The sequence below is a fragment of the Algoriella sp. genome, assembly GCF_036647415.1.
Taxonomy (GTDB): Bacteria; Bacteroidota; Bacteroidia; order Flavobacteriales; family Weeksellaceae; genus Empedobacter.
Genome location: NZ_JAVXKG010000004.1, coordinates 96,547 through 109,797, shown reverse-complemented (window position 1 = coordinate 109,797; position 13,251 = coordinate 96,547). Strand labels below are relative to the sequence as shown.

12 protein-coding genes and 1 other RNA gene are annotated in these 13,251 nt (G+C 30.7%); 8 read left to right on the top strand and 5 right to left on the bottom strand.

The features are described 5' to 3' along the window. Nucleotides 1-7 precede the first annotated feature (7 nt). The 3 genes from RSC72_RS02945 to RSC72_RS02935 are packed head-to-tail and all read right to left on the bottom strand — an operon-like array spanning nt 8 to nt 2,263. Entirely contained in the window at nt 8-712 is a 705-nt protein-coding gene (locus RSC72_RS02945; RefSeq protein ID WP_332544974.1) for a GIN domain-containing protein, read from the bottom strand. Nucleotides 713-727: 15 nt separating this feature from the next. Beyond that, on the bottom strand, nt 728-1,690 hold the full coding sequence (locus RSC72_RS02940; RefSeq protein ID WP_332544973.1) for a glycosyltransferase family 2 protein: 963 nt from the start codon (nt 1,688-1,690) through the stop codon (nt 728-730). 3 nt (nt 1,691-1,693) lie between these two features. Further along, nucleotides 1,694-2,263 (bottom strand): DUF4199 family protein, encoded by a 570-nt coding sequence (locus RSC72_RS02935; RefSeq protein WP_332544971.1) that lies wholly within the window; start codon nt 2,261-2,263, stop codon nt 1,694-1,696. Nucleotides 2,264-2,460: 197 nt separating this feature from the next. On the opposite strand from RSC72_RS02935, the gene ffs reads away from it, so the two are divergent. The 4 genes from ffs (at nt 2,461) to RSC72_RS02915 (ending at nt 6,897) form a co-directional block, all read left to right on the top strand. Continuing rightward, an RNA gene (gene ffs, locus RSC72_RS02930) (signal recognition particle sRNA small type) lies at nt 2,461-2,559 on the top strand. A gap of 83 nt (nt 2,560-2,642) precedes the next feature. After that, entirely contained in the window at nt 2,643-4,295 is a 1,653-nt protein-coding gene (locus tag RSC72_RS02925; RefSeq protein ID WP_332566261.1) for a CTP synthase, read from the top strand. After that, nucleotides 4,273-6,117: a membrane protein insertase YidC gene (yidC, locus tag RSC72_RS02920; protein ID WP_332544969.1), complete on the top strand. Its 1,845-nt coding sequence runs from the start codon at nt 4,273-4,275 to the stop codon at nt 6,115-6,117. The genes RSC72_RS02925 and yidC overlap by 23 nt, the downstream gene beginning before the upstream one ends. Before the next feature lie 213 nt (nt 6,118-6,330). After that, nucleotides 6,331-6,897, top strand: a complete 567-nt coding sequence (locus tag RSC72_RS02915) for an acetate uptake transporter (RefSeq protein WP_332544967.1) — start codon at nt 6,331-6,333, stop codon at nt 6,895-6,897. Nucleotides 6,898-6,959: 62 nt separating this feature from the next. Here RSC72_RS02915 and RSC72_RS02910 read toward each other — a convergent pair whose 3' ends face one another. Next, entirely contained in the window at nt 6,960-7,274 is a 315-nt protein-coding gene (locus RSC72_RS02910) for a GlsB/YeaQ/YmgE family stress response membrane protein (RefSeq protein ID WP_332544966.1), read from the bottom strand. A 119-nt stretch (nt 7,275-7,393) separates the two neighbouring features. Between RSC72_RS02910 and glmM the strand changes: the two genes are divergently transcribed. The 4 genes from glmM (at nt 7,394) to RSC72_RS02890 (ending at nt 12,615) form a co-directional block, all read left to right on the top strand. Further along, complete coding sequence (gene glmM, locus RSC72_RS02905; RefSeq protein ID WP_332544965.1) at nt 7,394-8,776, top strand: phosphoglucosamine mutase; 1,383 nt, start codon at nt 7,394-7,396, stop codon at nt 8,774-8,776. 93 nt (nt 8,777-8,869) lie between these two features. Continuing rightward, complete coding sequence (locus RSC72_RS02900) at nt 8,870-10,240, top strand: tetratricopeptide repeat protein (protein ID WP_332544964.1); 1,371 nt, start codon at nt 8,870-8,872, stop codon at nt 10,238-10,240. Nucleotides 10,241-10,328: 88 nt separating this feature from the next. Next, complete coding sequence (locus RSC72_RS02895) at nt 10,329-10,922, top strand: acyl carrier protein phosphodiesterase (protein WP_332544963.1); 594 nt, start codon at nt 10,329-10,331, stop codon at nt 10,920-10,922. A 64-nt stretch (nt 10,923-10,986) separates the two neighbouring features. Beyond that, the gene (locus RSC72_RS02890; protein WP_332544961.1) at nt 10,987-12,615 is read left to right on the top strand and encodes an acyl-CoA carboxylase subunit beta; all 1,629 of its coding nucleotides are present in this window, start codon (nt 10,987-10,989) and stop codon (nt 12,613-12,615) included. A 58-nt stretch (nt 12,616-12,673) separates the two neighbouring features. On the opposite strand, the gene RSC72_RS02885 is transcribed toward RSC72_RS02890, so the two are convergent. After that, on the bottom strand, nt 12,674-13,249 hold the full coding sequence (locus RSC72_RS02885) for a sugar transferase (protein ID WP_332544960.1): 576 nt from the start codon (nt 13,247-13,249) through the stop codon (nt 12,674-12,676). Nucleotides 13,250-13,251: the final 2 nt, after the last annotated feature.

The following is a 13,251-nucleotide window of genomic DNA, read 5'->3' as shown; positions in this document are numbered from 1 at the left end:
TTGTCTATTATTTTTTTAGTACTTGGGCGCGGTCAGTTATTTTTGTATCCTTGTTAGGATCACCCATAAAATTTACGATTGAATTTCCTTTTGCAGAACCATATAAAGTTTGACGAGCATTGATATCTAATAACGCATTGTCATCTGTTGTAATATCAGCTTCGTTTACTTCATATTTAAACAAATTAAGCTTTGCTTCACCATAAGCTTTCACTTTCATGGTTCCTGCGGTTCCTTCTAACATAATATTAGATTGATCATCTGCTTTTAAATCAAAATTATTTGTTATCAAAAAAGTCTGATTTATTTTGGCTTGATCGTTTACTTCTAATGCCAATTCATCAACATTTAAAGTTCCTGAAGTTGTTAAAGAAGTTTGTTTGTCTATTTTTAATTTTTCTAAATCGCGCGTTACATAAACATAAATATCATAAGCACTGTATTGATCTACATTACTTTTTTCTGTAATATCTAATGAATTATTTTTTGCATCGACGACCAAATTATCAATAATATTTTGATGCGATTCTACTTTTACACCTGTTTTATTTCCAGGCACAAGAATTACATTACAATTACAAGAAACATTCAAATCTTTGATGCTACTTGCTGTGTACTCTTTTTGAGCTGTTGCTACGCCATCTCCGTCAATAGACGATGAACATGAGGTTACAACAAAAGTTAATAATCCTAATAATAAAGCTTTTTTCATAGTTGGTTGATTTTATTAATTTAGATTGATTTCTTTCTGAACTAAATATAATTGTTTTTCGCGATTATTACGAACAATTAATTCGCCCAAAAATCCCGCCAAAAATAACTGAGTTCCTAAAATCATAAAGACCATAGAAATATAAAAGTAAGGACTTTCTGTAACCAATGGCGCTGATGTGTGCGAAATATATACTTTATATAATTTTTCTATTCCTAAATAAAATGAAGCAAAAAATCCTAAAATAAACATCAATGTTCCTAATAAACCGAAAATATGCATTGGTTTATTACCAAATTTCGATGTAAAATAAAGCGTAATCAAATCTAAGAAACCATTTACAAAACGATTTGCTCCAAATTTAGAAACACCATATTTACGTGCTTGATGTTTTACTTTTTTCTCTGTAATATTCGAATAACCTGCATTTTTAGCTAAAACAGGAATATAACGGTGCATATCACCATACAACTCTATATTCTGCGTTACCTCCCAACGATATGCTTTCAAACCACAGTTAAAATCATGTAATTGTACGCCAGAAGTTTTACGTGCAACACCATTAAATAATTTTGAAGGTAAATTTTTTGTCAATTTATTATCTTGACGATTTTCTTTCCAACCTGAAACAATATCTGCTTTTTTATTTTTCAGCATATTATATAAAGAAGGAATTTCTTCAGGAAAATCTTGTAAATCTGCATCCATAGTAATCACAACGTCACCTTTCACTTCTTTGAAAGCTGCACTTAATGCTGGCGATTTACCATAGTTTTTACGAAATTTAATTCCTTTTACTTCTGGATTGAAGTTGGCCATATATTCTATAATTTGCCAAGAATCATCTGTACTTCCGTCATCAACGAAAATTACCTCGAATGAGAAATCATTTTGCTCACACACTTTTTTGATTCGATAGAATAACTCTTCCAAAGAATCTTGTTCGTTCAATAAAGGAACTACAACTGAAATATCCATATGTTAAAAAACACGTTTTTTTAAGAATTGCGAAAACAATGCCGAAATAGCAATGTAGAAAGATAAGAAAATTGAAAATAAACCGAAGAAATTTTTTATTGTAAATAAATTAATCGTTTTATAACTCAATGAATCTGGTTTTGATTCTAAATATTTTTTCAAGCCTGGATCTGTCGGATTATAGGTAATCGTGTTCCATAGCCACTGTTTTAATTCATCTTGTAACCATAATCCATAGGTGTTAAAAAACACAAAAATAACAATTAAACTAATAATTCCTGCAAAGAAAATAGTGTAAAATCCGACTTTAAAACCATCTTTAAAAGTCATCAAATCATCAACAGATGTATAGTTAATTGCTTTTGATTTTGCAAGTTTGAAAATTGTAAAGAAACAATAAATCGCATAAATAGGTAAAACAACAAAACAACAGATGATAAAACTGTAGGTATAATAATCTTCTATAGAAACAGTTCCGTTTAACGAAAAATAGAAGTATAGTGCAAAAAACAATACTAAGGTAATTCCCGTTAGCACTAATGCATTTTTAAAAATATTATTGAAACTTATCATTTTGCAAAGATAATTATATCCCTTAATTCTTTATCTATTAATTTGTATGATTTAGAAAAGTAAATATAAAAAATTAAGACAATTTTATTTTATCATAATCTATTCAAAATGAAATAGAAATAGAAAAATCTATTAAAATTACGAAAAACTTTCATTAAAATTCTTTTATTTTTAAAAAACATTATTACCTTTGCAATAGGCAAGTCCTACACAACCAGCTCCTGTTTAATCCTCCAGGACGGGAACGTAGCAAAGGTATACGGTTGTAGCGGTGTGATGTAGATCGCTTGCCTATTTTTATTTTTCTTAAAATAACACTACACTTTTTTTTACCCCATTATTTATTCTTAAATTTGCAACCATTGATTTAAATATTTCAATGGAAACAAGCAAAACAGCAAAGTACATTTTCGTTACCGGAGGAGTAACATCGTCGTTAGGGAAAGGAATTGTAGCATCTTCATTAGGAATGCTACTAGAAGCAAGAGGATATAGGGTTACTATACAAAAATTAGATCCTTATATAAATGTAGACCCAGGAACACTTAATCCTTACGAGCATGGTGAATGCTATGTAACGGAAGATGGTGCAGAAACTGATTTAGATTTAGGACATTATGAGCGCTTTTTGAACCGCGCTACATCACGTGCTAACTCTGTTACTACAGGTCGAATTTATCAAACCGTTATAGAAAAAGAACGTCGTGGAGATTATTTAGGAAAAACAGTTCAAGTTGTTCCTCATATCACAAACGAAATCAAACGTCGTATCAAATTATTAGGTAACACAGGTGATTATGATATCATTATTACCGAAATTGGTGGAACTGTCGGAGATATAGAATCTTTACCTTATATCGAAACTATTCGTCAACTAAACTGGGAATTAGGAGAACATAACTCTTTGGTTATTCACCTAACTTTAGTTCCATTTTTAGCTGCTTCAGGCGAATTAAAAACAAAACCAACTCAACATTCTGTTCGTACATTAATGGAAAGTGGTATTCAGGCGAATGTTTTAGTAACACGAACTGAACATCATTTACCAAAAGATGTAAAAGCTAAATTGGCTCAATTCTGTAATGTTCGCAAAGAAAATGTGATCGAATGTATGGATGCGGATACAATTTATGAAGTTCCATTTTTATTACATGAACAAAATTTTGACGAAGTTGTTTTAAAAGGCTTAGATTTGCCAGCTGATCAAGACCCAGATTTTACAGTTTGGAATAAATTCTTGAACAACCATAAAAATCCTAAAAACGAAATAGAAATTGCCTTAGTTGGTAAATATGTTTCGCTACACGATTCTTATAAATCAATTACAGAAGCATTTACACATGCCGCTGCAACTTGTGAAACAAGCGTAAAAGTACGTTGGGTTTATTCTGGTGATATTACAGAAGACAATGTTGGCGAAATGTTGAAAGGTGTTTCAGGTGTATTAATTGCTCCAGGTTTTGGAGATCGTGGAATTTTAGGAAAAATAATCGCAGCAAATTATGCACGTCGCAACAATGTCCCAACGTTAGGAATTTGTTTGGGAATGCAAATTATGGCGATAGAATTTGCTCGTAATGTATTAGGTTACGAAAAAGCAGATTCTGCAGAAATGGATTTAACAACTCCACATCCAGTAATTAGTTTGATGGAAGATCAAAAAGATGTATCGGATAAAGGAGGAACAATGCGTTTAGGAAATTGGAAATGTGAATTAACAGAAGGTTCTAAAATACAGAATGTTTACAACACAACTACAATTTTAGAGCGTCATCGTCATAGATATGAATTTAATAACGAGTATTATTCAGAATTCGTAGAAAATGGATTTATGCCAGTTGGTAAAAACCCAGAAACGGATTTAGTCGAAATTTTAGAACATAAACAACACCCGTATTATATTGGTGTACAATTCCATCCGGAATACAAGAGTACAGTTGCTTCGCCACATCCTTTATTTATAAGTTTTATCGAAGCGGCTTTGTCCAATAAACAAAATGATTTATTAAATGCAACAAGAGAAAAAATTTGATTTTAACCAAACGATTGGTTTCGTATTAATTGCCATTCTTTTTGGTGTTTTCTATTTCTTGAATAAGCCTTCGGAAGAACAAATCGAAGCTGAAAAGAAAGAATTAGTTCAGAAACAGCAACAAGAGCAAAAGCAAGCACAATTAAACAAAACAGCTACAACACAAGCTTTTCAAGCTGTAGATTCTACACTTGCAAAAGATGTTGAAGTAAGTAATGATAAATTAAAAGTTAAGTTTTCACCAAAAGGTGCTCAAATTTCTGATGTAGAAATTATCGGATTTGATGCCTATGACGCGAAAAAAGACGGAAACAAAGATCCTTTACATTTAATAAAAAACGGATCGAGTAAATTTAACTTGTCATTCAAAACAAAACAGGGAGCTGTTCTTAATGTAGCCGATTTGGTTTTTGTACCTGTAGTACAAAAAAATGCAAATAACACTATTATTACATTTACTGCGAATGCACAAAATAGTCAAATTCAGTATATCTACACATTAGGAAATGCTTACGGAATTGATTTTGAAGTTAAGACACAAGGTTTATCTAACATTACGGCAGATAACAAAGTAGACTTAGCTTGGACTATGGATGCTTTTAGTACAGAAAAAGGAAAAGATCAAGAAAAATATTGGTCACATACCTATTTTCAATTCAAAGGAAACAAAGACATCGAATATGAATTATTTGGAGCTGATGAGTGGAACGAAGAAGAATCTATTTCGTGGGTTGCAAATAAACAACAGTTTTTTGCATCTGTATTATCTTATGACGAAGGTTTTAAGAATACAAATGGAGGATCTAAAAATTCTGAAAAAGAAGATTTAACACACAGTAAACATTTTCACTTAAATTCTCAAATGGAATTAAAAAACAGTGAAATGAACTATAAATTTACATGGGATTTTATTCCATTAGATTATAAAATGCTGACAAGTTATAACGACAAAGGATTTCAAAACTTAATTGATTTTGGTTGGGGATTATTTGGTTGGTTAAATAAATATTTCTTTTTAAATATCTTTAAGTGGTTAGCTTCTGTAGGTATCACATACGGTTGGGTAATTTTCTTAATGACAATTGTTGTTAAGTTAATTTTATCACCAGTTATGTACAAACAATACCGTCAATCTGCTTTGATGAAAGTAGTTCGTCCAGAACTGAACGCAATCAACGAAAAGTACAAAGACTCTAAAGATGCAATGAAAAAGCAACAAGAGACAATGGAAATTTATCGCACAGCAGGTATTAATCCTTTAGCAGGATGTTTACCAGCATTGTTACAAATTCCTATCTTTTATGCCTTATTCCGCTTCTTCCCTAACTTGATTGATTTAAGAGGAGTTCCTTTTTGGTTTGTAGATGACTTAACGGCTTATGATGACATTATTAGATTACCAGAATGGGTTCCATTATTAAATGGACACTTAAGTATATTTGCTGTATTGTATATTGTAGCAATGATGATTTATTTCAAAATTTCAGGATCTATGGATAATTTCCAAATGCCACAACAAGAAGGTATGCCAAATATGCAATTCATGAAGTACATGATGTATGTAATGCCAGTATTCTTCTTTGTTTTCTTAAACAATTATGCATCTGGATTATCTTGGTATTACTTAGTATCCAATGCTATTAATATCTTCATTGTATTGTACATCAAGAAGTTTATGATAAATGAAGCTAAGATTCATCAAATTATTGAAACAAATAAAACGAAACCTAAAAAACAAGGTAAGTTTGCTTCGAAAATGCAAAACATGATGCAACAAGCACAAGAAATGCAAGAGCAACAAAAAAATAATAAGAAGAAATAATATTTCTTTCAAATAATCTTAAAAATCCGTTAATAATAATTAACGGATTTTTTATTTAATCAGGACACTGATTTTTTTATTGATTTAATTATTTTATTATTAATAATTTATCCAATTACAATCAGCTAACTAGTGTACAACATACACTTTTTATTGATAAATAGTTTGTTATTTATTATTTTCAGATTATCATTGTCTTTAAATAATAAAAAGATGAATGATTTTTACAAAATTACAGATCAAACTGCGAATCCTGGTCCATTAGGATTATTTGGTTTTGCAATGACAACTATTCTTCTAAATATACATAATGCAGGTTTTTTCCCTGTAAATAGTATGATTATGGGAATGGGTATTTTCTTTGGTGGAGGAGCTCAGTTTATAGCTGGAGTTATGGAATGGAAAAAAGGAAATGATTTTGGAAGTATTGCATTTATGGCATACGGCGCTTTTTGGTTAACATTAGTATTTACATGGATTGCACCAATGTTTGGAGTAGAAAAACCAGATGGTAATGCAATGGGATGTTATTTAGGAATGTGGGGATTATTTACGTTAATCAATTTTATACAAACATTAAAAGGAAATCTAACTGGTAAATTATTATTCGCATCGCTTACCTTGTTATTCTTTTTATTAGCCGCAGGTAACTTTACAGGAAGTGAACAAATAATTCACGTTGCTGGTTACACAGGAATTGTTTGTGGTTTTATAGCGTTTTATGAAGCTTCTGCAATTATGATTAACAAAAAATATGAGAAGAACATTCTTCCATTATAAATTAAAAAATCCCTTTAGCTATTTTAGCTAAAGGGATTTTTTAATTTAACGCATTCTTATAATTATTTATTAAGCATCGGAGCAATTAACTTTTTCCAGATAAATAATAAAATTAAAGACCCTAAAATAGAAAATATCCAATCTAACGGACTAAAGAAACTTACTTCACCATCATGAGAAATTCCTATAAGTGTTCTCATATAAGCACCTAAATAAGCACCAACAATACCAATTAAAGCAGTAACCCAAAACCCTCCAGGATCTTGTCCAGGCATAATAGCCTTAGCAATCGCCGCGCAAATAAGTCCGAAAACCAAATAAACCAAGAAACTCCAAATTCCTGTAATTCCCAATAAAATAAAACCTGTTGTCATCATAATAATTGTTTTTTAAGCATTTTAAGTTGTTAAATAAATCTTAACTAAAATCATACCAAAAAGATAAGAATAATATTCCGTATTTTGTAGCTTTGTATCACTATAAAAATTAAAAAAATATGTCTCTAATTAAATCAATTTCAGGTTTTCGTGGAACAATCGGCGGAAAACCAGGAGATAATTTAACACCTATTGATGCCGTTAAATTTGCCGCAGCTTACGGAACTTGGTTAAAAAATCAATCAGATAAAACAGAATATAAAGTAATTGTTGGTCGTGACGCTCGTATTTCAGGGCAAATGGTATCTCAATTGGTATGTTCTACATTACAAGGTTTAGGAATTAATATTATCGACCTTGGCTTATCAACTACTCCAACCGTAGAAGTTATGGTGACAGATTTACACGCAGACGGTGGAATTATCTTAACGGCTTCTCACAATCCAAAAGAATGGAATGCATTAAAATTATTGAATGCAAAAGGTGAATTTGTTTCAGCAGACGATGGTGCGCAAATTTTAGCTTATGTGGATCAAGATGATTATAATTTCGCAGAAGTTGATGATTTAGGTTCATACGAAACCTTTGATTATGCAATTGATCTTCACATAGACAAAATTTTAGCATTGCCTTTGGTTAATGTTGAAGCAATTCAGAAAAATAATTTCAAAGTTGCTATCGACGCTGTAAATTCTACAGGTGGTATTGCTATTCCAAAATTATTAGATCGTCTAAACGTTGTACATTATGATATGTATTGCGAACCAAATGGTCAATTTCCTCATAACCCAGAGCCTTTAAAAGAACATTTAGGAGATATTTGTGCTAAAGTAATCGAAGAAAAAGCAGATTTCGGAATTGTTGTTGACCCAGATGTAGATCGTTTAGCAATTATTGATGAAAAAGGCGAAATGTTTGGCGAAGAATATACATTAGTTGCTGTTGCAGATTACGTTTTATCTAAAACACCTTCAGCTACGGTTTCCAATTTATCATCATCAAGAGCTTTACGTGATGTAACAGAAAAATATGGTCAAAAATACTCTCCCTCTGCAGTTGGTGAAGTAAACGTTGTCGTAGAAATGAAAAATGTTGGAGCAAAAATTGGTGGTGAAGGAAACGGAGGTATCATTTATCCAGAACTACACTATGGTCGCGATTCTTTAGTTGGTATTGCTTTATTTTTAACACATTTAGCAGAACAAAATATATCGGTTTCAGAATTAAAAGCTTCATATCCTGCTTATTTTATGGCAAAAAAGAAAATAGAATTGACGCCAGAAATTAATGTGGACGAATTATTAGTTAAAATTCAGGAAGTTTACAAAGACGAACAAATCAATACTGTAGACGGTGTAAAAATAGATTTCCCAACAGAATGGGTTCATTTACGCAAATCAAACACAGAACCTATTATTCGTATTTATACAGAAAGTACTTCTGAAGAAAATGCAAATAAATTGGCTGATAAAATGATAGAAAGCATCAAAAATATTATTTAATATATAAATTTTTAATTGTTTAATAAATGTGCAAAACTCTAACATTTTGTTAGGAATTTTGCACATTTTATTTTGTAATTTAGTCTAGTTACTATGGACGAAGATTTTTTTAACAACGAATTGATTGAGAAATTTGAGCAAATGCTTGATAATCGTGAATATACCTATTACGATTCTGAAGATTTGTGCGAAATTATTGAGTTTTACATCGAAGTAAATGATAGTGAATACGCGAAGCGTGCGCTAGATTTTGCAGAAAAAATGCATCCCGATAATTTAGATATCAAGATAAAACGAATTGAATATCTACTTTCTATTGGAGAATTGAAACGTGGCGGAAAATTAATACAAGAAATTAAAGAAATTGCAGCGCAAGAACTAGATTATTTATTAGTCCAAGCACGTTATTGGGGCATGAAAAATATGCCCAGAAAATCGATTCGTTTTTACGAAGAAGCTTTAAAAATTGATGATGAAGAAACAGATTTCATCTGCAATTGTATTGGAAACGAATATTTAAATCTAGATGAAATACGATCGGCTTTAGAAGCCTTTAAACGTGCTTTAAAATTCAATCCTGAAAATGATTATTCTTTCTATTCAATCATTCAATGTTATGAAGATATTCACGATGATATAGATTGTATAAAATTTTTAAAAGATTATATAGAAGATAATCCTTATTCCGAGGTTTCTTGGTTACAATTAGGTCTACTTTACTTACATCAAAAGAAATATGATGATGCTATAAATGCATTTGAATATGTTATCGCAATTAACCCTAATAGCATTAGTGGACACACGAATAAAGCAAGTGCTTTAGAAGGTTTAGGTCAATTTAGTGATGCTATAAATACCTACGAAGAAACTTTAAGTTTTGATGATTCACCAGCTGTAACACATCTTAAAATTGGTGAAAATTTTGAGCAATTAGAAAAACCTCAAAAAGCATTAAAGTCATATCATATTGCGATTAAAGAAGATCCACAATTAGATAAAGCTTGGGCAAAAGCTGCTTCACTTTATGATAAATTAGGAAATTTTGAAGAAGCAGAATATTACATCAATCGCGCGATTGATTTAGATGATAAAAATGTAGAATATTACAGTTCTGCAACATATTATTATCTAAAACAATTAAAATTTGAAGAAGCCATCAAAAACTTAGCAATTATTGTAGAAATGAAACCCTTGGTTTTTAATTCTTGGTATGCTTACTCCGAAACTTTAATCGCAATTGGCGAGTATGAGCAAGCAATACCTATCATTATTGCAGCGTTAAGAAATTTTAATCGTGCTGAACTTTTCTATCAATTAAGTAATGTTTACTATCTGACTGATCAAAATAAATTAGGAGATGAAGCCTTTACAAATGCTCTTTTATTGAATAAATCTCTAAAAGAATCTATGTTAGATAATTATCCTATTTTACAAGAAAAAATTACACAATTAAATTTAAAATAAACAATCAAAAATTGTTGACAATAAGTTCATCTCAGTTTATACAAGGACAAGAAAAAAATAATGTATCTTTAATTGTCAACAAATCGATATGAATTTAGTAGCGCATCAATATCTATCTTTCGGGAAAAAGAATTTGCAAATTGGTAATTTACTTGGAGAAACTGTCAAAGGAAATCAATATTTGAATTATCCAGAAGATATACAAACGGGTATTTTATTGCACAGAGAAATTGACACTTTTACAGATTCTCACGAAATTGTAAAACAAAGTTCGAGCTATTTTCATGCTACTCAACATAAATTTTCTCCAATAATAATTGATGTTATTTACGATTACTTTTTGATTAAACATTGGAATAATTTTTCTAATACACCTTTTCAAGAATTCAAAATAGAATGTTATCAACTTTTCGAAGACGAACAAACTAATCTTCCAAAAAAACTTCAAGAAACTATTTTCTATTTGTTAAAATATGATTGGTTTCAAAATTATTCGACAATAGATGGCGTTCAACAAACACTGAAAGGTATTGGTAGTCGAGCTAAATATTCGAATAATCTACATGAAATTATTCCAGAATTTGAAAAAAATTATACAGAACTCGAAAATGATTTTTTAATTTTCTTCCCTCAACTTTTTACACATTGTAAAAAGTTTTTATCTATCGAAATCAACGAGTAAATTTCTTTTTAACAATTGGATAAAATTCATTAGTTTAGGGCTGTAAACAAACAGAAAACCACAAATGGATTTAACTTTTAATAAAAGAGAGGATCATAACAAACTTTTACTATCAAAACTTCGCAATAAATTGAATGAAGTTTATTTGGGTGGAGGTAAAAAACGTATTGAGGCTCAACATAGCAAAGGTAAATTAACGGCTCGTGAGAGAATTGATTATCTTTTAGATGACAAAAAACCTGCAATAGAAATTGGTGCTTTAACGGGCGACGAAATGTACAAAGAACATGGTGGATGTCCATCAGGTGGAGTTGTTGTAAAAATTGGATATATTTCTGGTAAACAATGTATTGTTGTTGCAAATGATGCAACTGTAAAAGCAGGTGCTTGGTTTCCTATTACAGGAAAAAAGAATTTGCGTGCACAAGAAATTGCAATGGAAAACAAATTGCCTATCATTTATTTAGTAGATAGTGCAGGTGTATATTTACCTATGCAAGACGAGATTTTCCCTGATAAAGAAATGTTTGGACGAATTTTTCGCAATAATGCAATTATGTCTTCGATGGGAATTACTCAGATTTCTGCAGTTATGGGAAGTTGTGTTGCTGGTGGCGCTTATTTGCCAATTATGAGCGACGAAGCAATGATAGTTGATAAAACTGGATCTATATTTTTAGCGGGTAGTTATTTGGTAAAAGCTGCTATTGGAGAAGAAATTGATAATGAAACTTTAGGAGGAGCAACTACTCACACAGAAATATCAGGAGTTACAGACTACAAAGCAAAAGATGATAAAGATGCTCTAGATAGAATAAAATCTATTGTAGGAAAAATTGGTGATTTTGATAAGGCAGGATATAACCGTATCGAAGCTGCACAACCTGCATTAGACGAAAAAGAAATTTATGGTATTTTACCAGAATCTAGAGCAGAACAATATGATATGTATGAGATTATTAACAGAATTGTTGATAACTCTGAATTAGATGAATATAAACCAGATTACGGAAAATCTATTATCTGTACCTACGCACGTATTGATGGTTGGGCGGTTGGAATTGTAGCTAATCAACGTAAAATTGTGAAATCTAAAAAAGATGGAATGCAATTTGGCGGTGTTATCTATTCAGATTCAGCCGATAAAGCAACTCGATTTATTGCAAATTGTAATCAAAAGAAAATTCCATTGGTATTTTTACAAGATGTAACAGGATTTATGGTTGGATCTAAATCTGAACATGGAGGAATCATAAAAGATGGTGCTAAAATGGTAAATGCAGTTTCTAACTCAGTTGTTCCAAAATTTACAATAATTGTTGGTAACTCTTATGGTGCTGGTAATTATGCAATGTGTGGAAAAGCGTACGATCCACGTTTGATTGCTGCTTGGCCATCGGCACAATTGGCTGTTATGGGCGGTGAACAAGCTGCAAAAGTACTTTTTCAGATAAAAGAAGCCTCTTTGAAAAGTCAAGGAATAGAAGTTGATGAAGTGAAAAAACAAGAATTATTGAGCGAAATTACGGCTAAATATAATGACGAAACAAGTCCTTATTATGCTGCTGCAAGATTATGGACTGATGGTATTATTGATCCATTAGATACACGTAAATGGATTTCTATGGGAATTGAAGCAGCCAATCATGCTCCAATCGAAAAACAATTTAATTTAGGTGTTATTCAAGTTTAAAAAAGAATAAATATTACATAAAGCAAAATCGGTCATCTACATTTAGATGACCGATTTTTTATTTTGAATAAATTGTTTTAATAATATAATTTAAGTCATTTGTAAAACTCAAATTCATTACATAATCTACATTTATCTTAACTTTATCTGTCCATAAAACTTCATCATTGTATTTGATTGGGTCTTCTACTTTAGATAAAATATCGTCTTCATTTCTATATTTAAGTTGGGCTGGACCTGTAATTCCTGGTTTTACACTAAGAATAATTCTATCTTTTCCTTCTAATTTATCTGCATAACCAATAACATCTGGTCGTGGTCCTACAAAACTCATTTCTCCTTTTATAATATTAAAAAGTTGTGGTAATTCATCTAACTTATAATCTCTTAAAAATTGTCCAAATGGAGTTATATTATGTTCTTTAGTGGTTATACTAGATGTTTGAGAACCTTTCATAGATCGAATTTTATAAATTTTAAAAATTCGCCCATTCTTCCCTACTCTATTTTGTGTAAAAAGTCCGAATTGGTTGGTATCAATAGAACTAATCGTAATTAATAAAATGATTAATCCCACTAAAAAAATTAGTAGGATTAATGCAAGTATATAGTCGAAAAGATTCTTTATTAACATTT